The sequence below is a fragment of the Acidaminococcus sp. BV3L6 genome (assembly GCF_000468835.1).
Classification (GTDB): Bacteria; Bacillota; Negativicutes; order Acidaminococcales; family Acidaminococcaceae; genus Acidaminococcus; species Acidaminococcus intestini.
Window position 1 is genome coordinate 16946 of sequence record NZ_AWUR01000019.1, and the last position, 26505, is coordinate 43450.

Annotated in this window: 29 protein-coding genes and 1 riboswitch; of the genes, 9 read left to right on the forward strand and 20 right to left on the reverse strand. The window is 48.8% G+C overall.

Annotated features, from left to right (window positions below; translation table 11 throughout):
* Positions 1-46: 46 nt before the first annotated feature.
* From HMPREF1246_RS04075 to HMPREF1246_RS04115, 9 genes are all read right to left on the reverse strand, one after another.
* Positions 47-913 (reverse strand): Asp23/Gls24 family envelope stress response protein, encoded by an 867-nt coding sequence (locus HMPREF1246_RS04075; RefSeq protein WP_021736786.1) that lies wholly within the window; start codon positions 911-913, stop codon positions 47-49.
* Positions 910-1758 (reverse strand): PHP domain-containing protein, encoded by an 849-nt coding sequence (locus HMPREF1246_RS04080; RefSeq protein ID WP_009015250.1) that lies wholly within the window; start codon positions 1756-1758, stop codon positions 910-912. The genes HMPREF1246_RS04075 and HMPREF1246_RS04080 overlap by 4 nt, the downstream gene beginning before the upstream one ends.
* A 124-nt stretch (positions 1759-1882) precedes the next feature.
* On the reverse strand, positions 1883-2776 hold the full coding sequence (gene dapA, locus HMPREF1246_RS04085) for a 4-hydroxy-tetrahydrodipicolinate synthase (RefSeq protein ID WP_021736784.1): 894 nt from the start codon (positions 2774-2776) through the stop codon (positions 1883-1885).
* Between the two features lie 4 nt (positions 2777-2780).
* Positions 2781-4013, reverse strand: a complete 1233-nt coding sequence (gene dapG, locus HMPREF1246_RS04090; protein WP_009015252.1) for an aspartate kinase — start codon at positions 4011-4013, stop codon at positions 2781-2783.
* Positions 4014-4030: 17 nt separating this feature from the next.
* Positions 4031-5062, reverse strand: a complete 1032-nt coding sequence (locus HMPREF1246_RS04095) for an aspartate-semialdehyde dehydrogenase (protein WP_021736796.1) — start codon at positions 5060-5062, stop codon at positions 4031-4033.
* Positions 5063-5097: 35 nt separating this feature from the next.
* Positions 5098-5868 (reverse strand): 4-hydroxy-tetrahydrodipicolinate reductase, encoded by a 771-nt coding sequence (gene dapB, locus HMPREF1246_RS04100; protein ID WP_016459524.1) that lies wholly within the window; start codon positions 5866-5868, stop codon positions 5098-5100.
* A gap of 96 nt (positions 5869-5964) precedes the next feature.
* A riboswitch (Lysine riboswitch) is annotated at positions 5965-6129 on the reverse strand.
* Positions 6130-6220: 91 nt separating this feature from the next.
* Complete coding sequence (locus HMPREF1246_RS04105) at positions 6221-6658, reverse strand: hypothetical protein (protein WP_009015255.1); 438 nt, start codon at positions 6656-6658, stop codon at positions 6221-6223.
* On the reverse strand, positions 6655-7122 hold the full coding sequence (locus HMPREF1246_RS04110) for a dUTP diphosphatase (protein WP_021736798.1): 468 nt from the start codon (positions 7120-7122) through the stop codon (positions 6655-6657). The genes HMPREF1246_RS04105 and HMPREF1246_RS04110 overlap by 4 nt, the downstream gene beginning before the upstream one ends.
* Positions 7103-7654 (reverse strand): hypothetical protein, encoded by a 552-nt coding sequence (locus tag HMPREF1246_RS04115; protein WP_231368222.1) that lies wholly within the window; start codon positions 7652-7654, stop codon positions 7103-7105. The genes HMPREF1246_RS04110 and HMPREF1246_RS04115 overlap by 20 nt, the downstream gene beginning before the upstream one ends.
* Positions 7655-7816: 162 nt before the next feature.
* Between HMPREF1246_RS04115 and HMPREF1246_RS04120 the strand changes: the two genes are divergently transcribed.
* Positions 7817-8707, forward strand: a complete 891-nt coding sequence (locus tag HMPREF1246_RS04120) for an RluA family pseudouridine synthase (RefSeq protein ID WP_009015258.1) — start codon at positions 7817-7819, stop codon at positions 8705-8707.
* A 49-nt stretch (positions 8708-8756) separates the two neighbouring features.
* Positions 8757-9686 carry a class II fructose-1,6-bisphosphate aldolase gene (gene fba / locus HMPREF1246_RS04125; RefSeq protein WP_021736794.1) on the forward strand — a complete coding sequence of 310 codons (930 nt, stop codon included), beginning with the start codon at positions 8757-8759 and terminating at the stop codon, positions 9684-9686.
* Positions 9687-9727: 41 nt separating this feature from the next.
* On the opposite strand, the gene HMPREF1246_RS04130 is transcribed toward fba, so the two are convergent.
* Complete coding sequence (locus HMPREF1246_RS04130; RefSeq protein WP_009015260.1) at positions 9728-11098, reverse strand: MATE family efflux transporter; 1371 nt, start codon at positions 11096-11098, stop codon at positions 9728-9730.
* 226 nt (positions 11099-11324) lie between these two features.
* On the opposite strand from HMPREF1246_RS04130, the gene HMPREF1246_RS04135 reads away from it, so the two are divergent.
* From HMPREF1246_RS04135 to HMPREF1246_RS04165, 7 genes are all read left to right on the forward strand, one after another.
* On the forward strand, positions 11325-12320 hold the full coding sequence (locus HMPREF1246_RS04135) for a tripartite tricarboxylate transporter substrate binding protein (protein ID WP_021736790.1): 996 nt from the start codon (positions 11325-11327) through the stop codon (positions 12318-12320).
* A 21-nt stretch (positions 12321-12341) separates the two neighbouring features.
* Entirely contained in the window at positions 12342-12800 is a 459-nt protein-coding gene (locus HMPREF1246_RS04140; RefSeq protein ID WP_009015262.1) for a tripartite tricarboxylate transporter TctB family protein, read from the forward strand.
* Between the two features lie 15 nt (positions 12801-12815).
* Positions 12816-14315, forward strand: a complete 1500-nt coding sequence (locus tag HMPREF1246_RS04145) for a tripartite tricarboxylate transporter permease (RefSeq protein ID WP_014128452.1) — start codon at positions 12816-12818, stop codon at positions 14313-14315.
* A gap of 119 nt (positions 14316-14434) precedes the next feature.
* Entirely contained in the window at positions 14435-14695 is a 261-nt protein-coding gene (locus tag HMPREF1246_RS04150; protein WP_009015264.1) for a TM1266 family iron-only hydrogenase system putative regulator, read from the forward strand.
* A complete protein-coding gene (locus HMPREF1246_RS04155) occupies positions 14685-15440 on the forward strand; it encodes an ABC transporter permease (protein WP_009015265.1) in 756 nt (251 codons plus the stop codon). The genes HMPREF1246_RS04150 and HMPREF1246_RS04155 overlap by 11 nt, the downstream gene beginning before the upstream one ends.
* Positions 15440-16129 (forward strand): ABC transporter ATP-binding protein, encoded by a 690-nt coding sequence (locus HMPREF1246_RS04160; RefSeq protein ID WP_009015266.1) that lies wholly within the window; start codon positions 15440-15442, stop codon positions 16127-16129. The genes HMPREF1246_RS04155 and HMPREF1246_RS04160 overlap by 1 nt, the downstream gene beginning before the upstream one ends.
* A 54-nt stretch (positions 16130-16183) precedes the next feature.
* Entirely contained in the window at positions 16184-17155 is a 972-nt protein-coding gene (locus tag HMPREF1246_RS04165; protein ID WP_014128451.1) for an ABC transporter substrate-binding protein, read from the forward strand.
* A 52-nt stretch (positions 17156-17207) separates the two neighbouring features.
* Here the strand turns inward: HMPREF1246_RS04165 and HMPREF1246_RS04170 are convergent, their stop codons facing one another.
* The 10 genes from HMPREF1246_RS04170 to xseB all read right to left on the reverse strand — a co-directional run bounded on the left by HMPREF1246_RS04170 (position 17208) and on the right by xseB (position 26505).
* Positions 17208-18347 (reverse strand): DUF438 domain-containing protein, encoded by a 1140-nt coding sequence (locus HMPREF1246_RS04170; RefSeq protein WP_009015268.1) that lies wholly within the window; start codon positions 18345-18347, stop codon positions 17208-17210.
* A 164-nt stretch (positions 18348-18511) separates the two neighbouring features.
* Positions 18512-18772, reverse strand: coding sequence for a stage V sporulation protein S (locus HMPREF1246_RS04175; protein WP_016459530.1), 261 nt, complete (start codon positions 18770-18772; stop codon positions 18512-18514).
* Between the two features lie 231 nt (positions 18773-19003).
* Positions 19004-19549, reverse strand: coding sequence for an NUDIX domain-containing protein (locus HMPREF1246_RS04180; RefSeq protein ID WP_014128449.1), 546 nt, complete (start codon positions 19547-19549; stop codon positions 19004-19006).
* A gap of 41 nt (positions 19550-19590) precedes the next feature.
* The gene (gene recN, locus HMPREF1246_RS04185) at positions 19591-21288 is read right to left on the reverse strand and encodes a DNA repair protein RecN (protein WP_009015271.1); all 1698 of its coding nucleotides are present in this window, start codon (positions 21286-21288) and stop codon (positions 19591-19593) included.
* 12 nt (positions 21289-21300) lie between these two features.
* Positions 21301-21753 (reverse strand): arginine repressor, encoded by a 453-nt coding sequence (gene argR, locus HMPREF1246_RS04190; RefSeq protein ID WP_009015272.1) that lies wholly within the window; start codon positions 21751-21753, stop codon positions 21301-21303.
* Positions 21754-21764: 11 nt separating this feature from the next.
* Positions 21765-22640 carry an NAD(+)/NADH kinase gene (locus HMPREF1246_RS04195; protein WP_009015273.1) on the reverse strand — a complete coding sequence of 292 codons (876 nt, stop codon included), beginning with the start codon at positions 22638-22640 and terminating at the stop codon, positions 21765-21767.
* Positions 22641-22654: 14 nt separating this feature from the next.
* The gene (locus HMPREF1246_RS04200; RefSeq protein ID WP_009015274.1) at positions 22655-23455 is read right to left on the reverse strand and encodes a TlyA family RNA methyltransferase; all 801 of its coding nucleotides are present in this window, start codon (positions 23453-23455) and stop codon (positions 22655-22657) included.
* A complete protein-coding gene (gene dxs, locus HMPREF1246_RS04205; RefSeq protein WP_021736783.1) occupies positions 23452-25353 on the reverse strand; it encodes a 1-deoxy-D-xylulose-5-phosphate synthase in 1902 nt (633 codons plus the stop codon). The genes HMPREF1246_RS04200 and dxs overlap by 4 nt, the downstream gene beginning before the upstream one ends.
* A gap of 40 nt (positions 25354-25393) precedes the next feature.
* Positions 25394-26272, reverse strand: coding sequence for a polyprenyl synthetase family protein (locus tag HMPREF1246_RS04210; protein WP_021736785.1), 879 nt, complete (start codon positions 26270-26272; stop codon positions 25394-25396).
* Positions 26269-26505 (reverse strand): exodeoxyribonuclease VII small subunit, encoded by a 237-nt coding sequence (gene xseB, locus HMPREF1246_RS04215; RefSeq protein WP_009015277.1) that lies wholly within the window; start codon positions 26503-26505, stop codon positions 26269-26271. Before xseB ends, HMPREF1246_RS04210 begins: the two co-directional genes overlap by 4 nt.

Genomic DNA, 26505 nt, shown 5'->3' on the forward strand with positions numbered 1-26505 from the left:
GAGACTCCTTAGAGAAAAGAGAAAAGGAGGGCTTCCCCTCCCCCTCTTATGATTCGTGAGGTATGGCGGCAATGGTTTCTTCTTTCTTTTCACTGCGCACAGTCAAGCTTTTGATTGAAACATTGATATCCCGAACGGGCATACTGGTCATGCCTTCGACCTTAACCTTGATTTTAGCCTGAAGCTGCCTTACGACCTCAAAGATCTGGGCACCAAAGAACAGGACCAAATCCAGGTAAATGGTCATCCCTTTATTGGTATCTGCCGGACGCCGGACCTTGATGGCGGAAATCCGGTCCACATCCTTGTTTTTCTGGACCACAATACGAACGATATCACTGACGACATAATCGGTCACAGAAATCTTTCCATAGTAACTAAAGGCAGGTCTGACAATGGATTTTTCAGGCAGATCCTTGTGTTTCTTATTGCGGCCAAAAAGACGATGGGGTAAATCCACAAGAACACCCGATAGATGCGGCTTCAGTTCGATAGTCGGAACAGGAACGATATGTTTTCCTTCCTTTATGCGCGTATCACGAGCTTTTTTCATTTCCCGAGTCGTGGCAATATCCTGGATATGGACAAATTCCGAAGGCACCGGCAATGCAAGCCGTTTGCAAATGGTTACCGCCATTTTGTCACTGGTTCCAATGACAAGCAGACAGCTAATCCGGCTATGCTGAATAGCTTCCTTGACCTCATCGCAGTGGTCCTTTTCCATAAAAATAGCCCGTTTGACCGCCTGCACTTTATTCTGTTCGGTCTTGGCCGATTTTCCTGCTAAAATCTTTGTGCCTTCAATAAGCAATCCATCATCGATGATGCCATCACAGCCATGCTGGTGCGCCACACTGATGGCACGAAAACTTTTGCCGGTTCCACTTGGGCCTGTAAAAGCAATCACTTTCATTTTGCATTCCCCCTGTTTTGAGGGTATGTGACAATCTCCGATACTGCATCATACGGAATCGAAAATTCCCCTAAGTGCATGGGAAACCGCCCCGGATTGCCATGTAGGTCGCTTCCGCCGCTGACCATGAGATGATACTTTTTCGCGATGGCAAGCCAATCATGTTTGTTTTTTTCCTGCAGAACGGACGGGTGGAAGACTTCCATCCCATCCATGACCCCGCTATGAAGGATTTCCTCTACATAGGAAAGATTTTCAATCTCTGCCGGATGAGCAAGGACGGCAATTCCACCGGCTTTGTGGATGATCCGGGCAGCCTCGAAGGGACTCATCTTGACCTGACGGAGATAAGCTGGTTTTCCTGCCGCGATGAGCGTATCAAAAACGTCCTTTACGGTTGGAAAATACCCCTTTTTGACGAGAACGCGGGCAATATGGGGACGCCCAAGGCTATGGGCGCCTGCTGCTTCCCTCTTTACTTCCTGAAAGGAAAGCTCATATCCCAGGGATTGGATTTTTTCAATGATCTTCATGACCCGTTCCACCCTTCCGCTGCGGTTCCAGGCAAGGGCCTGCTGGAAAATTGGGACGGCAGGATCAAAGTGGAACCCTAGAACATGGACATCCTTTCCTTTATAATCCGTATCCATCTCAACACCCCGGATCAGATGGATGCCATCCTGGCGCGCATCGATGACCTTTTTTGCTTCATCATAGGCAAGGGTATTATCATGGTCGGTAATGGCCATGGCGCATAGGTGAGCTTTTTCTGCTTCCCGTACAAGTTCCTCTGGTGTATTGACCCCATCTGAAAAGGTCGTATGCATATGCAGGTCCGCTAACATAAGTGCCGTTCCTCCATTCTTATATATGGTCATTATACCATAATTGACGCTAAAACGGAGAACGGACTCACAAACTCCCTATAAAACAAAAAATGACGCTGTCAATCACGACAGCGCCAGTTCCTCACTTTAGTAATCCTGTTTCTTTCCAAGCCTGATGGACCTTTTGGCGTTCTTCTGCCGTCATAGGGCAAAGCGGCAGGCGGTAAGGTCCCGGAGTAAAAGGTGTCATCAATCCGACAGCTTCCTTGATGGGAATTGGATTGCTGACAAGGAACATAGAATCAGCTTGAGGAACCATGACCTTATTGAGTTCACGTGCCCGGACTACATCCCCTTTTTCAAAGCTTTGCATCAAATCCTGAAGAAGTTCACCGCCTACATTGCTGCGGACAGAAATGAGGCCGCAGGCGCCGACCGCAAAAAAGGGCAGGGTCAGACCGTCATCTCCACTATAGATGGAGAAATCTTCCGGCATGATGCGATAAAGCTCCGCTACTTGGGATACGTTTCCGGAAGCTTCCTTGATACCCACGATATTGGGACAATTTTTGACAAGCCGGGCCATGGTAAGCGGTTTGATATTGGTTCCTGTGCGGCCAGGAACATTGTAGACCAAGATAGGTAATTTGGTATGTTCAGCAACCGTCTTGAAATGCTGATAGAATCCTTCCTGGGAAGGCTTGTTATAAAAAGGACCAACAACAAGAACGCCGTCGGCGCCGACTTCTTCAGCAAGTTTGTTCATGTTGAGGGTCTGGGCCGTATCATTGGATCCAGTCCCAACGATGACAGGAGCTCTTCCGTCAAGCTTCTTGATAACAGCCGTAAACAGTTCCTTTTTCTCATCATAGGTCAGGGTTGGCGCTTCACCACTTGTACCAGCGACGAGAATGGCGTCAGAACCATGATCGACAAGCCAGGAAGCAAATTCGGCAGTTTCTTCAGCATTGAGGGATCCATCTTCGTGGAAAAACGTAATCATTGCAGTAATAAGGCGTCCAAAATAGGGCTTCATGAGACTATTCTCCTTCCTGGGTTGCAAATGCGCTGTGAAGGGCGCAAACCGCGGTCTTCACGTCGCGTTCTTCGATAATAGCGGAAACGAGGTTGTCAGAATCGGTTGTCTGCAGGATTTTTACCCCAGCTGCCGTGAGGGCCCCAACAAAGCGAGCCATGACCCCGGGCGTACCGCCCATATGGGAACCCACGACCGTCACCTTGGCACATTCCTTAGTGAGGGTATAATGGTATCCCTCGGCTTTGAGGACTTCCTCCGCTTTCGGGGCATTGACCGTATAGACCGCAAACATAAGGGACTGAGGCTGGAAACTCAAACTCCCAATGCTGACACCGTGAGAAGCCAAATCTTTAAAGACCCTGCTGCCATTATTGGACGTATCCTGCGACAGGTCCACTTGGAAGAAGGAAAGATCCTTGAGGCTGGCAACTCCACTGGCATGATTGCTTTCAACATCATCCTGACTTTCCAGGGTATCAATCTTGTCATCCGTCGTGATAAGGGTACCCGGTGCATCAGAAAAGGTGCTTTTAACGACCATGGGTACCCCATATCGCATGACAATCTCAACGGCGCGGGGATGGATGACCTTGGCACCTTGATGCGCCATTTCACGGATTTCGTCATAGGAAATCTGCTTGATGATCTTGGCATCGGAAACAATGCGGGGGTCGGCCGTCATGACGCCATCGACATCGGTATAAATTTCTACTTTTTCAGCATCTACGGCAACCCCAAAAGCCGCGGCTGACGTGTCACTGCCGCCGCGTCCCAAGGTCGTAATGCTGCCATCCATATCAGTGACACCTTGGAATCCACAGATGACAGGAATGATCCCTTGTTCGACAAGGGTTTTCAGTGTCTTGGGACGGACTGTCTTGATCTTGGCATTGCCAAAATTTCCATCTGTCACCATACCAGCCTGTCCACCTGTCAAGGCTTTGGCCTTGAAGCCTTCCTTCTGCAGGGTGGAAGCCATAACCGTTGATGAAATGATTTCCCCACAGGCCATCATAAGGTCCAATTCATGCACATCCGGGTCAGGATTGACGGAACGGAGCATTTCTATCAGCGTGTCTGTTGCATAAGGGTCTCCCCTGCGGCCCATGGCAGAAACAACGACAATGGGCGCATAGCCTCCATCGACGGCTTCCTTTACTTTCTTGACAACGAGTTGACGGGTCTGGGGTGTAGCCACACTCGTTCCGCCGAATTTTTGTACGATGATTTTCATCTGCGTAGGGCCTCCTCTTAGAGCCAGTTATTCTTGACCATGGTTTCCGCAATCTGGAGCGTGTTGAGTGCAGCCCCTTTGCGGATTTGATCCCCAACACACCAAAAATTGAAGCTTCTGTCGGCCGATTCATCCCGTCTCAGGCGGCCGACATAAACATCATTGAGGCCCGATGTGTAAAGCGGCATCGGATAGATTTGCTGGGAAGGATCATCTTGAAGAACAACACCGGGGAACTGGCTGAGTGCCTTGCGGATGTCAGCAAGTTCCACATCATGTTCAAGTTCCACATTGACAGATTCACTGTGACTGCGGTACACAGGAACACGAACCGTTGTCGCCGTGATACGCATTTCCGGATCAGAGAAAATCTTCTTGGTTTCATTGACCATCTTCATTTCTTCCTTTGTATAAAGGTTATCAAGGAAGACATCAATCTGCGGCACAAGATTCAGGGCCAACGGGAAATGTTTGGTAGCACTTGCGCTGGGGAAGATATGAGCAGTCATTTCCTTGCCGGCAGCAGCTTCCTTAATCTGGCGTTCCAGTTCATCAAGACCGTCCTTACCGGCACCAGAGGCCGCCTGATAAGTGGATACGATGATTCTTTTGATGCGTGCAAGATCATAAATCGGCTTCAGGGCCATGACCATGATGATGGTTGAGCAATTCGGGTTGGCAATGATGCCCTTATGCTTTTTAATATCCTGAGGATTGACTTCCGGAACAATCAGAGGAACCTCAGGATCCATGCGATAGGTACTTGAATTATCAATGACGACGGCTCCTGCCTTGACAGCAATTGGTGCAAACGTCTTGCTGATCGAGCCGCCGGCAAATAGGGCAACATCAACTCCGTTAAAGGAATCAGCCTTTGCTTCTTCGACCTTATAGGTCTTGCCCCGAACCGTCAGTTCTTTTCCTGCACTGCGTGCAGAAGCCAGGAGTTTCAGGTTCTTAAAAGGGAAATCTCGTTCATTGAGCAGATTGATGAATTCCTGCCCCACCGCACCCGTTGCACCTAAGATTGCTAGATTATACTCCTTCATGATTGTTCCCCCTCTTTCAAATTAGAAACGCTTCCTTACAAAATTGCATCCAGCCCATACACAAGGCCCCTGCGTTTAACCATGGTCCGGCATCCCAGCATAACACCAGGCATGTAGCAGTCACGGTTGATGGAATCATTGCGGATGACGAGGCGTTCACCCATGCTTCCGAAAATGATTTCCTGACTGGCGACAAAACCAGGCAGCCGTACGCTATGGATGTGCATGCCTTCATAATTGCCACCCCGTACATGCGCCAGCTTCTCTGTTTCGTCTTCCCTGCCCTGCGCCACATAACCGCCGCGGGCCTTGGCGAGCTTCTGGGCCGTAAGCATGGCGGTTCCTGATGGTGCATCAAGTTTTTGATCATGATGAAGTTCGATGATCTCCACTTGGGGCAAGTATTTGGCAATTTCTTCCGCCGCTTTCATCATCAAAACGGCACCAATGGCAAAGTTTGGACAAATGAGGACGCCGACACCATTTTTTTCAGCAAGCCCCTTGACTTCCTCAAGATCTTCCGGAGAAAATCCCGTCGTGCCGACAACCGCATTGACACCATGGCTAGTAATGATCCGCAGGCTGTCCATGACAACATCGGGACGCGTAAAGTCAACCACAACATCCGGTTTACTTCTTATGAGGGCTTCCTCCAAACTCGCGTCCACGGGAACGCCTTCTACGGTCTTACCAGCACCATGGACATCGACAGCGGAAATCAGTTCCATGTCCTCTTGCTGAAGAACCGTTCGAACGACAGTGGAACCCATCTTGCCAAGGGCTCCATTGACCAATACTTTAATCATTGGCTCCATCCTTTCTCTATTTACAAAAATACGGTCATTGAGAACGCTCCCAATAACCGTAACAATAAAGCCCACATCAGCAGGCCTTGTTTATTTATTACCGATAGCGCTCCACCAAATAATGGCGACAGTATACCCGCTGTTAGCCGGCATCCCAGCAGCCCCCTGTACCCAGCGGACCACTTCGGCGGTTGGCCTTTCCTTTCCTTCAACGGTGTCCCTCTGAAAAGTACTTATCGTTCCCGCGCCTCTATCAACTGTTAAGTTTATGGGTATAGTATAGGCATTTCAGTATATTATGTCAATCGTTTTTTAGAAGAAAAGGTATTTTGTTTTTTTGATTCCCAAAAGCCTACTCTTGGAGAAGCTTGCGCAGGCTGGAAGCTGTCCGCGTCACAAGATCAGTCAGTTCCGGCACAAATTGCTGCGAATAAGCCGTGCTCCCTATCCCGCTACGGGTCTCAAAAGTTTTTAAAATGGCGTTGAACTTTTCGCCTTCATAGGCATGCAGGGCCTCCACAAGTCCATCGTAGGTGGCATGGCAAAGATTGGCAGGATCCAATTCAAAGGCAGTGCCAACCTGATCAAAAAAATCATTCCATACCTCTAGGGACGGATGAAGGCCAACCTGGTGCGCACAGTCCTGGATCATATGGGTCTTAAGATACATATACTCCCGCAGGGCCCTTTCCCGTTCTTCTGGAAAGAGTTTATACCACTCATAGATCTTATAGCCGCCCCAATCACCTATCGTGGCACAAGCATTTACAAGATCATTCATTGATTTCATTTGTCTGCCTCCTTGCTGGTGGTGCTGCCAAACCCTCCACTGCGAACCGACTTTTCCTTGCTTGCATCATCATCCGTCGTAAGATAATGATAAAAGATTCCCTGGGCAATCCGCTCATGAGCTTGAAGGACAATGTCTTTATCGGTATCATTGGCGAGTGCAATCATTAGATGGCCCTCATTATCAGGATTGTTGTAATAATCAGCATCAACAATTCCTTCATTGTTGACAAGACGTAAATGACGTTTAATGGCCATACTGGAGCGGATATGGATACCTAAGAATTCATCATCCTGCATATAGGCCTTGATCCCCGTAGAAATCATTTTCTGGGAATGGGCAGGAATTGTCACAGATTCCGGTAAATAAATGTCATAGCCAGCGGAATATTTTGTCTGTCTTGTCGGCATGGGAAATGACCGATCTGCATAAGCGGCAATCTTTTCAAAACCACGTTTTCTCATTTTTCGTTATAACCTCTCTTTTTGTGCTTTCTAGGGTCTTCACACTGATTCCAGAGGGAAGTACCGGATTCTCATGTCTTAGTTCCACACCTGCCTGGGCAGAGCGTGATAGGGCTTCAATGAATGTCATCTTGGGAATGGGAATGAAGGCTTCCTTCAAATGTTTCTTTTCTATGACTTTTCCCTTCTTAGACAGGAGGGCGACCTGATCGACTTTATAGGTGTGATTTTCTAAGTTTAATGATACAATAAGTTCGCACGAACCAGGTCGATCGTTATCTTCGAGTTTTTTCTCGTAGGTTTCCCCTAAAAGACGGATAAAGTTCTGATCCTTCAAAACGGCTTTTGTTTTAACCTGTTCAAGAAGGCCCCCTTTTTCCTTTTGAAGCGCCTTTTCAAGAGACTCTTGCTCCACATAGTACTCACCAGCAGGATTGACTCCAAGGAGCTGGTAGGTTTCCTTTGCGGAGACGGTTTTTCCTGTATAGAATGTCAAAACTGATGCGAGCAGAACCAAGAGCTCCTTTTTCATGACCTTTTCCTCATTTCTCATCTTCTAAGCAACAACTTATGGATCTTATTTTCTTTTAATTTTCCTACCCTTCATCTTACTCAATGTGGGTAAGATAGTCAACTGCTTGAAGGGGATGCTTCAGGGCGGAAGGCGTGCCAGTCAATACCAAGGAGGGTTCCCATGAACCAGCTGCTTGTCCCGAAGAACCAATCAGGGATTCATTTAAAGACATTTCTCATGCAGTGGGGGCTGTCGGCTTCCTACTGGAAAGCCCTAAAAAAAGCACGGGCTCTTTTTGTCAATGGCCTCGTCACAGTATGGGATATACCGCTTTCAGCCAATGATCGAGTCAGTTTTCCTTTTTTACCAGAAGAAACGGACCTTGTCCCGGAAGAAGGCCCCCTCACGATTTTATATGAAGATGAGGTTCTCCTTGCCGTTCATAAGGAGCAAGGACTGCTTGTCCACAACAGCGGCCTTACCCAAGAGTCTTCCCTATCCCGCCGTGTTCTCTTCTATTACAGGGAACATGGCATTAAAGCCGCCCTTCATCCGGTTTCGCGGCTCGACCGCGAAACAAGCGGCATTGTCCTATTTGCCAAAAACGCCGCACTCCATCATATGCTCACTAAGGCCCCCATGAAAAAGCTCTACCTTGCCCTCTCGCATGGCCCTTGGGAAAAATTCTCCGGGGTCATCGCTCAGCCCATAGCCCGCAAGGATGGCTCCCTTATCGAGCGCTGTGTCGCGCCCCAGGGCAAGCCGGCTCGTACACGCTACCGCGTGCTGTGGCAGGATGCAGCGAAAAGCGTGGTTGCCTTCCATCTTTATACCGGACGCACCCATCAGATTCGCGTACATGCGGCATTCATGGGGCATCCTCTCCTGGGCGATACTCTCTATGGCGCAAAGGGGTCCCAAAAAGCCCATGCCCTGCACGCGATGCGGCTCCAGTTCCGCCATCCCTTATCAGGAAAGGACGTGAAGATTACGGACCCGTCCCTTCCTTTTTTCTTACCTGCCAATAAGGCTTTTGCCCCCTGTATTTCCAAAAAAAAGGACGAAAGATGAAGGGAATATGATATAATGAGGACGACTTTTATTGATAGGAGGATGTATTATGCCACTTGTAACTACGAAAGACATGTTCAAGAAAGCTTATGAAGGTCACTATGCGGTTGGGGCTTTCAACGTCAATAATATGGAAATTGTCCAAGGGATTGTCGATGCCGCCAAAGAAGAAGAATCCCCGCTGATTCTTCAGGTTTCCGCTGGTGCCCGTAAATATGCCAAGCACGCTTATTTGCTTCACCTCGTCCAGGCGGCCCTTGAAGATACGGATCTGCCCATTGCCCTCCATCTTGACCATGGTGCTGATTTCGAAATCTGCAAAGCCTGTGTTGATGGCGGTTTTACGTCCGTCATGATTGATGGTTCCAAATATCCCTTCGTGGAAAATATCGAATTGACAAAACGTGTTGTCGACTATGCCCACAGCAAAGGGGTTGTCGTGGAAGCCGAATTGGGAAAACTAGCCGGTGTGGAGGACGCCGTTAAGGTCAATACGAAGGATGCAACCTACACCGATCCTGATCAAGCTGTTGAATTTGTGGAAAGAACGGGTGTCGATTCCCTGGCCATTGCCATCGGGACAAGCCATGGTGCCTACAAATTCAAAGGAAAGCCGGAACTTGACTTCGCCCGTCTTGAAAAAATCTCCAACCTGCTGCCAAACTTCCCCTTGGTCCTTCACGGAGCCTCCACGGTCATTCCCGCCTTCGTAGAAGAATGCAACCGTTATGGCGGCAAGCTTGACGGAGCTCAAGGGGTACCGGAAGACATGCTCCTTAAAGCAGGCAAATACGGTGTCTGTAAGATTAATATCGATACGGACCTGCGTCTTGCCATGACCGCATCCATTCGCAAGTACCTGGCAGAACATCCAGAAGACTTCGATCCCCGCTCCTACTTAGGGGCTGGACGACAGGCCATCAAGGATATGGTCTCCCACAAAATGCGGGACGTCCTTAATTCCTCCCATCGTCTTTAATCAAAAAACAGCTGCCCTTTCGAGCAGCTGTTTTTTTGGGCTTATTGGGGCGCCTGTCCATCCTTATGGGGAAGGAATCGGAAAAATTTCCGTGTCAGGTACAAGGATAGACAAAAAGCACATAAATCGGATAGGGATTGGCACCAGATCAACCCCGTAAGGCCAAAGATGCGAGGCACAATGAGAACAAAAGGAATCAGGAAAAGCCCTGTCCGTCCGATGGAAATAAGGACAGCCCCAGTTGTGCGTCTTGTGACCTGCAAAAGCATATTGGCAATGATTACGAGAGCCAGTGTGGTAAATGTAACGCATTGGGCCCGGAGCGCCTGAGTCCCTATGGAAATGACGAGGGGATCGTCTCGGAACAAACGGAGGATGGGATCGGCAAAGAAAAAGCCTGCAAGGCTTGCCGTAAGTCCAACCGCTGTATTCAAGCGAAGAGAAAAGGCAAATCCGTCCCGCAGCCGTTGGTAGGACCTTGCGCCATAACTAAAACCGCAGACAGGCTGGAACCCTTGCCCAATACCAATGATGGCAGACGCACCAATAAAAGCAAGCCGCGTGACAATGCTCATGGCCGCGATAGCGGCGTCCCCAAAGGCCCCAGCTGCCACATTAAGACTGATCGTTGCAAGACTTGCCGTCCCCTGCCTAAATAAAGAGGGCAGACCGCCGGCCGTAATTTCCTTGAAAAGGGCGGCCGACGGATGGAAATCGCGGAACCTTATAGGAATATTGCCGCCTTTGTGGGTCATGACAAGAAGGATAAAGAAACTAAAGCATTGGCTGATGACCGTCGCGTATGCAGCCCCTGATACCCCAAGACCAAAGAAAAAGATAAATAGAGGATCAAGGAGCATATTAAGGACCCCTCCGGCCATGATGCCCACCATCCCAAAGGCACTGTTTCCTTGAAACCGCAGATGGTTATTCATAAGAAGGGAACACATCATGACAGGCGCTCCGCACATGATGATGGCTAGATAAGAAGCAGCATGAGGCAGGATGGTTGGCGTGGACCCTGTCAACTGGGCAATGTCCCGCGCATTGAAATGCCCAATGAGCAAAAGAAAGAGACCGCAAATAAAAGCATAAAAGAAGCTCGTACTTGCCATGGTGCGTGCATTTTGGATTCGCTGAGCTCCCAGTTCTCGGGCCATGTAGGTTCCCGATCCCTGGCCAAAGAAAAAACCAAGAGCCTGGATGATGGACATGCTGGCAAAGGTCACACCCACCGCGGCGGTGGAACTAGTGTCCAGCTTGCTCACAAAAAACGTATCGGCCATGTTGTAAAAGCTAGTGGTCAGCATACTTAAAATGGAAGGAATGGCAAGTTTTAAAATGAGTCGATCCACGGGTGCTTCCAGCATCTCGTGGAATTTTTCAGTGCGTTTATCTTGTTTATTCTGCATGGGATTCTACCGGTGCTTTCTTATAATGGAATCTGGAAATCATCCAAGGTTCCCCCTATTTTACCATAGTTCCCGTCATTTTGCAGAATCTTCAAAAGCTATACTGAAAAAAGCGTCTCTTTTCTAAGTTGACTGAAAAAATCAGGCAATTCTCTTTTTTCCCTGCACAATATGTTACAATTAGTTTACATAGATTTTACATTTTCCATAAAGGAGGAGTTTTACGATGAAAATGAAAAGATTGCTCGCAGCTTCCGCTCTTTGTGCCATGACCCTTGCTCTTGCGGCTTGCGGCGGTAAAAAGGAAGCGGCTAAATCAGGCGGAGCTTGGAAGCCAGAAAAGGACATCCATGTCATTGTTGCTTACAAAGCAGGGTCCGGTACGGATACTGGTGCCCGTATTCTTTGCAAGGATGCAGAAAAACATATTGGAAAGACCCTAATTGTTGATAATAAACCAGGAGCAGACGGAAAAATTGGCTGGACAGAACTCTCCAAAGCCAAGCCGGATGGATACACCATTGGCTATATCAACCTACCGACCTATACGACCCTGGCCCTGCAAAAAGGATCCGCCTTCAATGAGAAGAGTATCGTGCCCATTGCCAATCATCTGAAGGAAACGAGTGTTGTTGTCGTCCGTGCGGACAGCAAGTGGAAGACGCTGAAAGATCTTGTGGCAGACGCCCAACAAAACCCCGGAAAACTCAAAGCTTCCACCAACGGGGTACAGGCATCCAATCACACGGCTGCCCAGCTCCTTGCAAAATCGGCTAAATTCGAATACAATGCCGTTCCTTACGGCGGCACGGCCGATCAGCTCCTTGCCCTGCGCCAAGGCGAAGTGGACTTTTCCTGTGCCAAGGTTGGCGACGTTGAACCTCTGATTGGCGGGGCTTCCCCAGTGCTTCGCGTGCTCGGCGTTTACTCGGAAAAACGGCTGGACAATCTGAAGGATGTCCCGACCTTGGGTGAATTGGGCTATTACAACAAGTGGTATGGTACGGCCCGCGCGCTTGTGGCTCCAAAAGGGACGCCGGATAATATCATCAACTATTATGTCAATATCTTCAAGATTGTCATGACTGATGAACAAACCATCCGTGACCATAAAAATGCCGGTCTTACCATGGACTATCTTGACAACAAACAGCTTGGGGAACTGATCAGCCAGCAGCTCGAATTCTGCCGGGAGGTTGTTTCCAAGCTCTACACCAAATAATCCTAAGGAGTCAATTCATCTATGAAAAAATCAGAACTTGCCATAGTGTTTTTTATGCTGGCATTTTGCGGATTTTTCTATCATGAAACGTTGCTGCTTCCAGAAAAAGCACAGCATTATCCGCTCTTTGTCATCTCGCTCCTGGCGGTTCTGTCCGTGCTGCAGCTGGTCAAAATGCTGATTGGCTGCCACGGGCACTTTTCCCTCGTCAGCGATGCTGATGTCGTTTGGAAGGATTTCTTGCCTCGTCAATTTGTGACCTTCTTCCTTGCGTCCATCCTCTTTTTCGTGGGAATGTATTTCATTGGATTCTATCTGACGGCTATTCTTTATATGGGCTTTATGATGCACTATTTCAAGATTGAAAAAAAGTATATCGTCTTGACCACAGCAGTCCTTTTGGCCCTTATCTACGGAGTCTTCAGTGAATCCTTGAATGTACCGCTGCCAGTAGGCGAACTGTTCTATGATATTCTTTAAGGAGGCCGCGACAGAATGGAAAATCAATATGCATTAATGATGGCGGGCTTCCTCAATGCCTTGACACCAACCAACCTTATTGTCATGCTCCTATCGGTTACAATGGGCATCATCATTGGCTGCATGCCGGGACTGTCAGCTGCTATGGGCGTAGCCCTTCTGCTGCCCCTGACCTTCGGTATGGAGCCATCATCGGGACTTATCATGCTGGGCGGGATTTACTGCGGCGCCATTTTTGGCGGCTCAATTTCTGCTATTTTGATTCACACCCCCGGAACCCCAGCTTCTGCTGCAACGGCCATTGACGGTTACGCCATGACCCTCAAGGGAAAAGCGGGCAAGGCCTTGGGAACAGCCTGCACGGCTTCCTTTTTTGGCGGCCTGTTGTCCTGTCTTTCCCTCTATTTCTTTGCTCCCATCTTAGCAGAACTTGCCATGAAATTTGGCAGTCCTGAATATTTTTGGTTAAGCTTATTCGGCCTTACCATCATTGCAGGCATCAACTCCGACTCCATGATCTTGGGGCTTATGAGCGGAGCCTTTGGCCTTGTTCTTTCCACCATCGGCATGGACCCTATGGAAGGAGTGGAACGGTTCATGTTCGGCCAGGATGCCCTTTATAATGGCGTCAATATTACAGGTGCCTTGATTGGCCTTTTCTCCCTATCCCAGGCTTTCATCCTTGCGGAAAAAGCCATTGTCAAACGGGCTAGGGCCGCTCACTTTGATGATTCCATCATCCTGACAAAAAGTGAACTCAAACAGATTACACCAACGGTTCTGCGCAGCTGGATCATCGGCAACATCATCGGGATCCTTCCCGGCGCCGGGGCTTCCATTGCCTGCTTCATGGGCTATAATGAAGCCAAACGTTTTTCAAAGCATCCAGAAGAGTTTGGTCATGGCTCCATTGAAGGGATTGCCGGTTCTGAGGCGGCCAATAATGCTGTTACGGGCGGTTCCCTCATCCCTACCCTCACTTTGGGCATCCCTGGCGAGAGCGTTACAGCTGTCCTCATGGGCGGGCTCATCATTCAAGGGCTTCAGCCCGGACCTGAGCTCTTTACAAAGTATGCAGACATGACGTATACTTTCTTTGGTGGATTTGTCTTTATTCAGTTCTTTATGCTGGCCATCGGCCTTGTAGGCTCTCGACTCTTTGCCAAGATTGCCCGTATCTCCGATGCCATCTTGATCCCAAGCATCTTTGTCCTTTGCGTTGTCGGTTCCTTTGCCATCAACAACAACTTCTTTGATGTCGTTGTCATGTTTTTGTTTGGCATTGTGGGCTATATTATGCGTAAGGTCAATATGAATACGGCCGCTGTTGTCCTGGCTCTCATCTTAGGCCCCTTGGGGGAGCGCGGGCTGCGCCGGAGCCTCTCCCTTTCTGGCGGCGACATCAGTGTCCTTTTCTCAACGACCATCTGCCAAGTGCTCATTGCACTAAGCCTGCTGTCCCTTTTATCCCCACTATTTGTCAAGCTCTACAAGGGCAGTAAAAAAACAAAATGAATTTGCCCATCTGACATCAAAATTTAATTGCGATGAAAGAGGCCTGTCACTTTCTAAGCCGCATCGGATGGATGCGGCTTTTTCTCTTTTAGACAAAGTTCAGAAAGGAACAATCTTATATGGAAACCCGTGTAGCCCTCATTGGCATCCTCATCGATGATCCCGATGCCGTGGAAAAAGTCAATCAGATCCTTCATCAATCAAGCCGCTGGATTGTCGGACGTATGGGCATTCCCTATCACGCCCGTAATATCAACATCATCAGTGTCGTCGTCGATGCTCCCCAAGACGAAATCAGCAGGATGAGCGGACTCATCGGGAAACTGTCCGGTGTGACCGCAAAGATTGCCTACGCAAAGCTCCCTAACCATGAAGCATAATTATGTGCCGCCCCTGATTCCCTTTATTGTCTTAGGGCTTTTATGGAAATTCGTCACTTCGGCCAAACTTTGGACGGCCTATATCCTGCCCCCGCCTGAACGGGTATGGGAGACCTTCCTCATCATGATTCAGAACGGACAGCTCGTGGAACACGCTGCACTCAGCCTGATGCGCGTGTTCATAGGATTTTCCTGTGCCTTCCTCCTTGCTGCCTTCCTTGTGACCCTCAGCCTTCTCCTTCCATTTTTCCGTAAAATGAACCATGGTCTCCTCGTCTTCATTCAGCATATTCCGCCGCTTAGCCTCATTCCTCTCTTGGTTCTCTGGTTTGGCATTGGCGAAACACCCAAATTTCTGATCATCATCTTAGCAACCTTTTTCCCGATTTATCTGAATATGGAAGATGGCCTACTAAGAGCGGACCCTAAGCTTTTGGAAGTAGGAAAGACCCTTGGATTTTCACAAAGAGAGACCTTATGGAAGATTCGTCTGCCCCTTGCCCTTCCGACCATTGTCACAGGGATGCGGATTGGTATGGGCTACAGCCTGAGATCCATCATCGGAGCAGAAATGATTGCGGCCGATCGCGGCCTCGGCTATTTCATCCTGGATGCCCAAACCATGAGTCGAAGCGATAAAGTGATTGTAGGGATTCTGGCGATTGGACTTATAGGTTTTTTCTTGGACGGCCTTTTCAGTCTCTTTTCCTACGTTCTTTTCCCTTATGAAAGGAGAAACTCTTGATGGACTCCCTTACCTTGGACCATATCAGAAAATGCTATGGTCCAAACACCATTCTTGACAATCTAACCTACTCCTTTCCGCTTAAGGAAGTCTCAGTGATCCTAGGAAAGAGCGGTTGCGGGAAAACCACCCTGCTGCGTCTCATCATGGGCCTTGAAAAAGCCGAAGGAAAGATCTTGAAGTCCCCCACCCTTCGTCTTGGCATGATGTTTCAGGAAGCAAGGCTCATGCCCTTTTTGACCCTCCGGGATAATATCGCCTTAGGAAAGAAGAACCTACCAGAAGAGAAACTGTCTCAGCTGATCAAACTGGTTCACCTACAGGAAGCAGCCTCCCGCTATCCTCATGAACTTTCAGGCGGCATGCAGCAGCGAGCAAGCCTAGCAAGGACACTAGCCCAGGACAATGATTTTATCCTCATGGATGAGCCCTTTGCCGCCTTGGACTATTTCACACGGGGACACATTCAAAAAGAACTTCTTGCCATGCGAAAAAAACGTCCCTTTGGTGTTCTCCTTGTTACCCATAATGTGGATGAGGCCCTGCGCTTAGGTGACAGGATCCTTATTCTCCAAGGCGGCAGGTTCATCTATGAAAAAGTGCTTTTTCAAGAAGCCGCTTCGCGGGACCTTCTTTCAGCACCTTATATCGCAATCAAGAGGCAGATTCTTGAAGCCCTTGAAATATAATTATTTGGGGAGCACTTTTCTGCTCCTGCTCCAAGAAAGGAAGGTCAATGACCAATGAACAAAAAGATCAAACAGATAGCAGTTTTTTTAGGCATGCTGGCTCTCGGGCTTACCCTGACCGCTTGCTCTACCAATAAGGATACCAAAAAAGCCACACCGAAAAAACCTGAAAAAGTCAGTATAACCTACGTCCAGGCGCCCCTCAATGTGCCATCTATCGTTGAAAAGGCCAATCAATCCTTTGAAAAAAAATTCAAGGAAAAAGACATCCCCGTGACCTATTCCACGATTACGAGCGGAGCTGACCAAACAGCTGCCCTTGCGTCTGGCGATATCCAGTTCCTCAACTGTGTTGGAGGCTCTTCCGTCCTTCTTTCTGCAGCCAATGGGGCTGATATCAAGATCATTAGCCTGTACTCCCAAGCCCCTAAAGCCTTCAAACTCTTTTCCAAAGATGCTGCCATCACCTCACCTCAGTCACTGAAAGGGAAAACCATCGCGGGTCCCAAAGGGACCATCCTCCATGAGCTCCTTGCAGCTTATCTCAAACAGGGCGGCCTTAGCATAGAAGACGTAAAATTCGTTTCCATGGGGCTTCCGCAAGCCCGTGCGGCCCTTGAAAACGGCAGTGCCGACTGTGCCCTTCTGGCCGGCCCCCTGGCTTATCAGGAAGAACAGAAAGGCATGCATGTTGTTACAACTGGTGACGGCCTTGTTTCAGGTCTTACAGTCACGGCAACGAGCGGGAAGTTCTATAAAGAACACAAAGAGTTGGTGGATCTCTTCCTATCCGTCCAAAAGGAGACCTTGACCTACATGAAAGATCATCAAAAAGAAGCCTTGGCAGCTGCCGTCAAAGCGACCGGACTTGATGAAAAAGCCGTTGACTCCATGTACGGTCTCTATGATTTCAGCATGGAAATTACGCCGGAAGCCATTGAGTCCCTGAAAAAGACGCAGGATTTTCTTGTCAGCTCCAAGCTTATGGATAAGAAAGTCGATGTTGATGACCTTTTTGTCAAATAACTGCACGTAATAAAGGCGGGTGCCCATAAGGACACCCGTCTTTTTTGTGCCATCAGGAAAGTTCTTCCACGACTTCAAGTGTTCCCAAATAGGCCCCTTCGCGGTCCCGTACAGCAAGATAGCGGACACGGGCTTTTTTCCCTTTTTTGACGGTTTCAAATCCAAGCGAATCTTTTTCCCCGCTGCGCAGCTTCTCTATGAGCCCTTTCACCATGGGGACAACTTTCGGCGGATGACAGTCATAGACAGAATGCCCTAGGGCGGTCAAGGGCCGAGGAAAAAGCGGTGTGGATTCCGAAAAAAAACGATTCGTATCGGCTGCATCAACAAAAGTCAGTTCAAAAGGCAAGGTCCTAAGGATACCCTCAAGCTGGGTTACTGTCAGTTCCCCACTGGGAAGGGAAATGGTCCCACACCGATCTTTCAGACCTTGATTCAGCGTGCTTTTAGTAAGGGACTCAGAATTCCATGTCGGCACATCGGTTAAATAAGCCCATCCAAATCGAGGAAAATCTCCTGCAATAAGAGGCCACTCATTTTGATCAACAAGTTTCTGTACCATAGGAACAAGGATTTCCGTTTCCTTGAAAATCATCTCCCGCATCCTGTTGAGGAGTCCAGAAAGTGCCTGATGCAGTGTTTCGTCATCACTTTTTTCGGCATGAGGATCCTCTTTTTTTAGCATCTTAATCAGCTCCTGGAGATTGTTACGAATCTCCCCATCCGCATTCCACATGACGCGGCTTGGTCCCGGCATGCCTTTGCGACTCAAGATGGGCAGAAGAACTTCGTCTTTTTTGTCGTAATGGGCTTTGACCGGAAGCAGCCCTTCGAGGACTGATAGAACATCTGCTGCTAAAAATGGACCATTCATCACGGCTGAAAGCCGATCAAGATGACTTTCAATGGCCTCATTTTCTTTCAAAAAGAGCTGTAGGGGATGACCTTCCGGAAACTGTTCCCCCATGGTTTCCATCTTGCCATGAAGAAGGCAGGAATGCAGATCGCAAAGATGTCCCATGTTCTCACTGAGTTTCCCTGCTTGAAGCAAGTCTTGTTCAGCTTCCATGATGTCTTCAGTTGAAACCGAGGCAAAATCCTTTTCAAATTCCCGACGAACCGAAGCAAGGTCTTCACCTTGGTGAAGACGGACCAAATAAGACTGAAGGGATTTTATTTTTTGAGAGTCCATAATAAACCTCCTACAATCACTATTTTTCTACTTTACTAGCAGTTTATCATGACTGTTATCTTATCTCTGTTGTTAAAACAACAAAAGAAAACGCCTCTTCCCTTAGGAAAAGGCGTTTTCAAGGTTAAAAGGACGGTTTCCATGGCCCCACCGTCCCTTCTACATCAGCGCGGCTCAATGAGCAGTTTGATTGCCGTGCGTTCTTCCCCATCGATAGTAATATCGATGAAGGCAGGAACACAGATGAGGTCCATCCCATGCGGTGCAACAAAACCACGGGCAATCGCTATCGCCTTCACGGCTTGGTTCAGGGCACCTGCACCAATGGCTTGGATTTCCGCCTTGCCATTTTCTCTCAATACACCTGCTAATGCTCCTGCTACAGAGTTTGGATTGGATTTTGTAGAAACCTTTAGTACATCCATTTTGAGACCCCCCATTGAGTATATTACTGTGTGAACAACATTCGATCACTACAATTTAAGTGTATTATAACACAAATTTTGAATTTGGCTAGTAAAGATTGTGCAAATGTTTGAATGGATAGCAAAAATTTTACTTAGAAGTCCCTAAAACGTGTACAAATTTATAAAATGATTAAGAAATAAACAAAATATTTATGTAAAATCATCCCTTGACTGGATAGAAACGGTGTTTCATGCCCGCTTCATAAGATCATAGAGATAGAGACTGCAAAGACTCTTTGCGTCGCAGATCTCCCCCGAAAGTACTCTTTCCTTGACCTCTTCAGGGGTCAGAATGACAACATTGAGGAACTCATCCTCGTCAGGATGCTGTTTTCCCGACGTGAGACCCGTTGCCGCATACAGATGAATCTGTTCATCCGTAAAACCCGGTGTCGTGAGGATGCTTGTTAATTTCTTGAAGTCCTTCGCCGTATACCCTGATTCCTCGGAAAGCTCCCGTTTGGCGCAGGATAAAGGAGCTTCGTCCCCTTCAATCTTTCCCGCCGGAATTTCATAAAGCACCTTTTTGACAGGATAACGGAACTGGCGAACAAAGATCATGCTGCCATCATCCAAAATCGGAAGAATGCCTACGGCACCTTGGTGGCGGATGAATTCCCGCTGGGATTCATGTCCATTAGGGAGTTGGACCCGATCCCGATAGACTTTCAGTAATCTCCCATTAAATATGAATTCGCTTTCAAGGGTACTTTCCCTTAATTTTTCATCGTCCATAGACAATTCTATTCAGCTCCTATCCACTATCATCGCATGTATCAATTTCCAAAATGCTGCTTTTCCTTTTCCGCCATAGCAAGCAATTCCTTGGCATTTTCCCGTGCAGATTCTGTCTGTTGGGTTCCACTCGTCATGCGCATGATTTCTTCAATACGGCCCGCCCGTGAAAGGATTGTCACTTCGCTGGCAGTCATTCCTTGATCACTGTTTTTGGCAATATACAGATGCTGATCGGCAAAGCAGGCAATCTGGGCCAAGTGGGTAATGCATAAGACCTGCCGCTGTTTGGCAATGAGAGCCATTTTTTCAGCCATCTTCTGGGCCGTGACACCGCCAACTCCCGTATCAATCTCATCAAAGATCATGGTTGGGACACCAAATTTGCGAAGCAGGACTGTTTTGGCGGCCAAAGCAAACCGTGAAAGCTCACCACCGGACGCAATTTTAATCAGCGGAGCCGGTTTCATGCCAGCATTGGCCGAAAAAAGGAAGGTGGCTTCATCTTGGCCATTTTTTCCGCAGTGATCCAATTTGGTGAAGCAGATGGACAGCGCGGCATGGGGCATCGCAAGATCATGGAGATGCGGCAGGATGTCCGCACAGAACCGTTCAGCCGCCGTTGTTCTCTTTTTTGTCAGTTCATCTGCTTTTTCCTGAAGAACCCCATCCAATTTTTTTTGAAGTTTTATGAGACGGTCAATCTCATCCTGCAGTGATTGGAGCTTTTCATAGTCTTTCCTTCCTCTATCTGCATAGGACAGGATTTCTTCCAAAGATCCCCCATATTTTTTCTTCAAATGATAGAGCAGGTCCAATCGGGTCTGGGCCTCTTCTAAGGTTTCCCGGTAATCTTCATCCCCGGAAAGGCGGTCCGAAAGGGTCTGTCTTACATCTTCAAGCGTCTCCCAGGACGAATCAAGTGTTTGGGCAAGATCCTCCACCGAAGGATCATAGACCGCTGCACTGGAAAGCGCGGTCTTCGCATCTGTCAAGGCGTCAAGGACGCCCTGAGTCCCTTCAACCCCGGAGAGGAGTTCGTGGGCACGGCTAAGGTCTCCCCTGACTTTATCCTGGTTGGAAAGTCGACGCACAGTTTCACGTAGCTCATCATCTTCGCCCAATTTAATCTGTGCGGCATCAATCTCTTTGAGCTCGTCTTCGAGGCGTGCCAGCTCCTCTTCCCGATGTTCATTCTTGCCTTCCCAATAAGACAAGGTTTCCCGCCCTTTTTGAGCGGCGTCAAAGGCCTCTTGATAGGCCTTCAGGGTTGGTGCCAGTTCTGGATCGTAGTGATGAAGGATAGCAAGGACAGCACCGGGTCGAAGCAGGGTCTGATTTTCGTGCTGCCCATGAATGTCCACAAGAAGGGCCCCCAAACGAGCGAGCGTCTTTACAGGAACTTGCGTATCATTGACAAAGGCCTGGCTTTTTCCCTGTGCGGAAACGCGGCGGCGTAAAAATAGGGTACCATCTTCTGCACTGAGCCCCAACTCAGACAAGAGGGCTTCCACGGAATGATTTCCTGTCACATCAAAAACAGCTTGGATCTGATAGGCATCGGCGCCCGTTCGAACCGCATCCGAAGGCGCACGTCCTCCAAGGACAATGCCTAATGCATCTATCAGGATGGATTTACCGGCACCGGTTTCTCCCGTAAAAACGTTGAATCCAGGGGCAAACCCAATCCGTACCTTATCAATCAGGGCAAATTGCTGCACTTCAAGGAATGTCAGCATCGCTGAGCCTCCTTAGCTCTTTTTCTGCATGATGCGGGTTTTGACAGTTTCCACATGGTCCCGCGAATCAATAATGAGCATGACCGTATCATCACCGCCCACGGTACCAAGGACCTCGCTCCAATTGAGATGGTCGATGGCATAGGCAACTGCCTGTGCCGTACCGGGAAGGGTATGGACCACAATAATGACTTCCGAAGAAACAACGGTCAGGATATAACTGCGAAGCATATCTTCCAAACGGTCCGTCGTAATGATTTGGTTATGTTCCGAAGGAAAACTATACTTATACCGTCCATCTTCATCGGGAACCTTAATCAAGACCATATCCTTGATATCCCTGGACACAGTGGCCTGCGTCACATTGAATCCCGCTTTTTTCAAGGCTTCTGCTAGATCGCTCTGGGTCTCGATGACTTGGGTCTTGATAATCTGTTTGATTGCTTCCTGTCTGGATAATTTCATGATTTCACTTCCTATACAATGGTCTGTCCTTCATTGCGAAGGAGCCGATCCTGCCAAGTTTCGTAATAGCGCAGAGGACTTAAGCGGGCAAACTTCGCATCAAAGGGGCAGCGCTCAACAATCACTTTCTGGGTCTTTTCAAGGCTTGCAATCGTCATTCCATCGGCAGATACAAGGATTTCCTCAAAAGGTGGATAAGGTTCGATTTCAATCGTATCCTTCATGGGAATGACGAGCGGACGCGCATGAAGGGCATGAGGACAAATGGGGGTAATGAGCATGACGGATAGACTGGGATGGACGACAGGTCCTCCTGCAGAAAGGGAATACGCCGTCGACCCTGTCGCCGAAGCAATGATGATACCATCAGAAGGAAAATTCGCTGAAGGCTGACCGGCAATGCGCATACGAAGACGGGTCAGTCGGGAACGATCGGCACTTTCAAGGACCATATCATTAAGGGCATGACCTTTTTTGATAATCTTGCCAGCTTCCCAAATGGAAAGCTGGAGCATGCTGCGTTTTTCGATGGTGTACGCCCCATCAGCCAATTTTTTGAGCACCTTTTCCAGATCAGGGAAACAGGCTTCCGTCAGGAATCCAACCTTACCCATATTGACCCCAATGAGCGGCACTTGCAGGGGTGTCACATAACGGGCGGCCCGTAAAATGGTTCCATCCCCGCCCAGTGTCATAGCAAAATCAAGGCGGCTGAGACTTGCCGGATCTTCTTGGTCGTACCCTGGCACGCCGAACTCCTCTGCAATTTCCAAAGGAAAAGCAACCTTGATTTTGGCATGTTCTGCCGCCTTGACTACAGCCGGCAGGGCATTTCGAACGTTTTCTTTATTGAGGTTCGGGAAAATGCCAACCATCCATTCTCTCACGTCAATCCCCCCTCTTATAGAAGAAAAAGATGGGATTCAGTCACCACTTTTTGGGGATCTGAATCAGAGACAGCATCGCTGCCCTCTTTTCCTAGATATAATAGATATTCAATATTGCCTTCCGGTCCCTTGATGGGAGAATAGGAAAGGCCTTTGGGAACAAAACCGATTTCCCGGGCAAAACCGAGTACCTTTTGAATCACTTCCAAATGAACTTTTTGATCCCTCACAACGCCTTTCTTCCCCACATGTTCTCGACCAGCTTCAAACTGAGGTTTGATGAGGGCAATGAGAAACGCGTCGTTTTTCATGATCTTATAGGCTGCCGGAAGCACCTTATCTAAAGAGATGAAGGCCACGTCAATACTGACGGCATCGACTTGTTCTCCCAAGGAATCCGCTTCCAGGAAGCGGACATTGGTGCGCTCCATATTGACAACGCGCGAATCGTTTCTAAGTTTCCAGGCCAGCTGTCCATAACCGACATCGATAGCGAAGACCTTTTTGGCCCCGTGCTGCAATGCACAGTCCGTAAAGCCCCCTGTCGAGGCTCCCAGATCGGCCATGGTTTTTCCTTCCAAGGAAATAGGAAAGACTTCAAGAGCCTTGTTGAGCTTATATCCCCCACGGCTGACAAAAGGCAACTTCTTTCCTAAAAGGGTAATTTTGGCATCCGGCTTGACCATGGTTCCCGGTTTGTCGATTTTTTGATCATCGACAAGGACTTCCCCAGCCATAATAACCGCTTGGGCTTTACTTCTTGATTCAAATAAGCCCTGTTCCACAAGGAAAAGATCGAGCCGTTCTTTTTTCATTGTTCAAGAGCCTCCCTTTCGATTTCTTGATAGGCGGTTAAGATTCGTTCCACAAGGTTGTCCTCATCTAGCCGGACATCCCGCAGAAGAAACTCTCGTTTCCCATGGGAAACAAATTCGTCAGGAATCCCGAGAGTAAGGACGCGGCAATCCCCTAAGCGATTTTCTTGATTCAGATAGGAAATGATGCCTTCACCATAACCGCCGCAGAGCGCATTTTCTTCGAGCGTCACAATAAGCTTGACCTTTCTGGAGGCTTCCAGGAGCGCCTCTTGATCCAGCGGTTTGATAAAGCGTCCATTGACGACCCCCACAGAGAGCCCCTTGGCACGCAGGCGTTTGGCTGTCAGCTTCGCAGCTTCGACCATGGTTCCCACAGCCCAGAGATCGATCTGGGACCCTTCCTGAAGGCGTTCACTCCGGCCAATGGGGAGCGTATGAAGGGATTCAGTCACGGGCACGCCGACACCGCTGCCGCGGGGATAACGAATAGCACAGGGACCTTCATACTCAGTCGCGGTATAGAGCATATGGCGGAGCTCATTTTCATCTTTCGGTGCCATGATAACAAAATGAGGCATGAGCCTGAGATAGGAGCAGTCAAAATTCCCATGGTGCGTGGCCCCATCATCCCCTACAATACCGGCGCGATCCAGACAGAGCGTAAAAGGAAGCTCCTGGATGGCAACATCATGAAGAAGCTGATCAAAAGCACGCTGCGCAAAAGTCGAATATATGGCAACCACGGGATGGTATCCATTTGCCGCAAGGCCTGCCCCCATCGTAACAGCATGCTGTTCAGCGATGCCTACATCAAAGTAGCGGTCAGGATGAACTCTTTGAAAAGCGTCAAGTCCCGTCCCTTCCGGCATGGCCGCCGTGATTGCGACAAGGTTTCGGTTTTTATCGGCCAGCTGGATGAGCGTCTTGCTAAAAATACTGGTATAAGTTGGCGGGGCGTCTTTTTTCGTGATTTTTTCCCCTGTTGCCACAACAAAAGGTCCTGTACCATGGAATTTATTTGGGCTTTTTTCGGCAGGGGCATAGCCCTTTCCCTTTTTTGTAAGGACATGGATGAGCACTGGTTCCGTCAGATTCTTGGCTTTTTGCAAAGTCTCTACAAGAGAAGGGATATCATGTCCGTCCACAGGTCCCAAATATTTAAAACCCAGGTCCTCAAAAAACATCCCTGGCACAAAGAAGTACTTCAGGGAATCCTTGAGTCGACCAACGGTCTTGGCTACGTGGGTGCCAATGGAAGGAATGGCTTTAAGCACGCCTTCTACATCGGCCTTGACTCGGGAGTAGGCCGGGTCTGTGCGCAGTTCCGTCAAGTAGGAGGACAAGGCTCCCACGTTGCGAGAAATGGACATTTCATTGTCATTTAATATGACAATGAGTTTTTTCTTGAGGTCCCCCGCATGATTAAGCCCTTCCATGGCTTCCCCGCCCGTTAGGGCCCCATCCCCGATGACAGCAATGACATTGTAATCATCACCAGATAGATCACGGGCACAGGCCATGCCAAGGGCTGCTGAAATAGAGGTGCTGGCATGCCCCGTTCCAAACGCATCACAAGGATTTTCGCTGCGTTTTGGAAAACCGCAGAGGCCGCCATAGGTGCGCAGGGAAGGGAAATCCCGGAGACGCCCCGTCAGGATCTTGTGTATATAGGACTGATGGCCTACATCCCAGACAATTTTGTCACGGGGAACAGAAAAGACACGGTGCAGGGCAATGGTCAGTTCAACAACACCCAGGTTAGGCGCCAGATGTCCACCGTTTTTTGAAACAACGTCAATAATGAGGCTGCGGATTTCAGCACATAGCTGAGGAAGCATGGAAGGATCGATTTTTTTTAAATCTTCCGGCGAATGGATTTCTGAAATGAGTGACATGAAACGCCTCCTTTCGCAGGCACGAAAGTTCTATAAGGATCTATTTCTTGCGATTGTACAGATGCCGTGCAATCGCAAGGAGCGGTTCCGCCCTTTCGCCAAAAGGTTCCAGGGTAAGTTCTGCTTTCTTTAGGGTATCAAGGGCCATGGCTTTGGCTCCTTCCAAGGTAAAAAGACTGACGTAAGTGGATTTGTGCATCTTTTCATCCATTCCAGCCATTTTCCCCATGATTTTGCTGTCCCCTTCCACGTCGAGGATATCATCCGTAATTTGGAAGGCAAGTCCGAAAAAGGTGGCAAATTTCGTAAGGGCATTGACTTCATCCTTGCTGCCGCCGCCCAAAAGGGCCCCGCTGCGGATAGCCGCAATAAAGAGCGCTCCCGTTTTGGCTTCATGGAGCTGTTTCATCTCAGCAGGCTCGAGGTGCTTTTCCTCAGCATTAATATCAAGAGCCTGCCCGCCGACCATGCCTTCCGGACCGGCACAGCGTGCGATGAGGTGGATGATTTCCACCATAAGGGCCGGATCGACACCCTTTTGCTCTGTCATAACCTCAAAAGCCTGGGTCAAAAGACCATCACCAGCAAGAACAGCCATGGCCTGACCAAAAACCTTGTGGTTTGTAAGGCGCCCCCGCCGGTAATCATCATTGTCCATTTCCGGGAGGTCGTCATGAATCAGGGAATAGGTGTGAATCATTTCAAGGGCGGACGCAAGGGGCAGAAAATCAGTGCCTTTTCCACCGACAGCATCGGCAGCCGCCATGAGAAGAATCGGACGGAGCCGCTTTCCGCCGGCAAGGGCACTGTAAGCCATGGCTTCATCGACGCGGCTGATGGCGCCCACGCCAATCCGGATTTTAAGGAACCCATCAACAAGTTCGGACCGTTCCTTTAGATAGGTTGAAAGATCCATCATGCATCCTCCTCTGGGAAGAGTTCCAGTTTTACGTCTCCTGAAGTCGTTTCCGTCACTTTCTGCACTTCCTGTTCGACTTTCTTGAGTGCTGCCCCGCATTGAGCAGAAAGGGTCATGCCTTCCTTGTAGAGCTTCACCGTATCTTCAAGGGGAAGATTGCCGCTTTCAAGCGCTTCTACAATCTCCTCCAGCCGTTTCATATTGTCTTCAAACGTTGCCTTTTTGGCAGCCAT

What these genes read in the sequence shown, in the direction of transcription:
- HMPREF1246_RS04075 (WP_021736786.1), bottom strand. Translation starts at nt 913, where the DNA reads ATGAAAGTGATTGCTTTTACAGGCCCAAGTGGAACCGGCAAAAGTTTT.
- HMPREF1246_RS04080 (WP_009015250.1), bottom strand. Translation starts at nt 1,758, where the DNA reads ATGTTAGCGGACCTGCATATGCATACGACCTTTTCAGATGGGGTCAAT.
- dapA (WP_021736784.1), bottom strand. Translation starts at nt 2,776, where the DNA reads ATGAAGCCCTATTTTGGACGCCTTATTACTGCAATGATTACGTTTTTC.
- dapG (WP_009015252.1), bottom strand. Translation starts at nt 4,013, where the DNA reads ATGAAAATCATCGTACAAAAATTCGGCGGAACGAGTGTGGCTACACCC.
- HMPREF1246_RS04095 (WP_021736796.1), bottom strand. Translation starts at nt 5,062, where the DNA reads ATGAAGGAGTATAATCTAGCAATCTTAGGTGCAACGGGTGCGGTGGGG.
- dapB (WP_016459524.1), bottom strand. Translation starts at nt 5,868, where the DNA reads ATGATTAAAGTATTGGTCAATGGAGCCCTTGGCAAGATGGGTTCCACT.
- HMPREF1246_RS04105 (WP_009015255.1), bottom strand. Translation starts at nt 6,658, where the DNA reads ATGAAATCAATGAATGATCTTGTAAATGCTTGTGCCACGATAGGTGAT.
- HMPREF1246_RS04110 (WP_021736798.1), bottom strand. Translation starts at nt 7,122, where the DNA reads ATGAGAAAACGTGGTTTTGAAAAGATTGCCGCTTATGCAGATCGGTCA.
- HMPREF1246_RS04115 (WP_231368222.1), bottom strand. Translation starts at nt 7,654, where the DNA reads ATGAAAAAGGAGCTCTTGGTTCTGCTCGCATCAGTTTTGACATTCTAT.
- HMPREF1246_RS04120 (WP_009015258.1), top strand. Translation starts at nt 7,817, where the DNA reads ATGAACCAGCTGCTTGTCCCGAAGAACCAATCAGGGATTCATTTAAAG.
- fba (WP_021736794.1), top strand. Translation starts at nt 8,757, where the DNA reads ATGCCACTTGTAACTACGAAAGACATGTTCAAGAAAGCTTATGAAGGT.
- HMPREF1246_RS04130 (WP_009015260.1), bottom strand. Translation starts at nt 11,098, where the DNA reads ATGCAGAATAAACAAGATAAACGCACTGAAAAATTCCACGAGATGCTG.
- HMPREF1246_RS04135 (WP_021736790.1), top strand. Translation starts at nt 11,325, where the DNA reads ATGAAAATGAAAAGATTGCTCGCAGCTTCCGCTCTTTGTGCCATGACC.
- HMPREF1246_RS04140 (WP_009015262.1), top strand. Translation starts at nt 12,342, where the DNA reads ATGAAAAAATCAGAACTTGCCATAGTGTTTTTTATGCTGGCATTTTGC.
- HMPREF1246_RS04145 (WP_014128452.1), top strand. Translation starts at nt 12,816, where the DNA reads ATGGAAAATCAATATGCATTAATGATGGCGGGCTTCCTCAATGCCTTG.
- HMPREF1246_RS04150 (WP_009015264.1), top strand. Translation starts at nt 14,435, where the DNA reads ATGGAAACCCGTGTAGCCCTCATTGGCATCCTCATCGATGATCCCGAT.
- HMPREF1246_RS04155 (WP_009015265.1), top strand. Translation starts at nt 14,685, where the DNA reads ATGAAGCATAATTATGTGCCGCCCCTGATTCCCTTTATTGTCTTAGGG.
- HMPREF1246_RS04160 (WP_009015266.1), top strand. Translation starts at nt 15,440, where the DNA reads ATGGACTCCCTTACCTTGGACCATATCAGAAAATGCTATGGTCCAAAC.
- HMPREF1246_RS04165 (WP_014128451.1), top strand. Translation starts at nt 16,184, where the DNA reads ATGAACAAAAAGATCAAACAGATAGCAGTTTTTTTAGGCATGCTGGCT.
- HMPREF1246_RS04170 (WP_009015268.1), bottom strand. Translation starts at nt 18,347, where the DNA reads ATGGACTCTCAAAAAATAAAATCCCTTCAGTCTTATTTGGTCCGTCTT.
- HMPREF1246_RS04175 (WP_016459530.1), bottom strand. Translation starts at nt 18,772, where the DNA reads ATGGATGTACTAAAGGTTTCTACAAAATCCAATCCAAACTCTGTAGCA.
- HMPREF1246_RS04180 (WP_014128449.1), bottom strand. Translation starts at nt 19,549, where the DNA reads ATGGACGATGAAAAATTAAGGGAAAGTACCCTTGAAAGCGAATTCATA.
- recN (WP_009015271.1), bottom strand. Translation starts at nt 21,288, where the DNA reads ATGCTGACATTCCTTGAAGTGCAGCAATTTGCCCTGATTGATAAGGTA.
- argR (WP_009015272.1), bottom strand. Translation starts at nt 21,753, where the DNA reads ATGAAATTATCCAGACAGGAAGCAATCAAACAGATTATCAAGACCCAA.
- HMPREF1246_RS04200 (WP_009015274.1), bottom strand. Translation starts at nt 23,455, where the DNA reads ATGAAAAAAGAACGGCTCGATCTTTTCCTTGTGGAACAGGGCTTATTT.
- dxs (WP_021736783.1), bottom strand. Translation starts at nt 25,353, where the DNA reads ATGTCACTCATTTCAGAAATCCATTCGCCGGAAGATTTAAAAAAAATC.
- HMPREF1246_RS04210 (WP_021736785.1), bottom strand. Translation starts at nt 26,272, where the DNA reads ATGATGGATCTTTCAACCTATCTAAAGGAACGGTCCGAACTTGTTGAT.
- xseB (WP_009015277.1), bottom strand. Translation starts at nt 26,505, where the DNA reads ATGGCTGCCAAAAAGGCAACGTTTGAAGACAATATGAAACGGCTGGAG.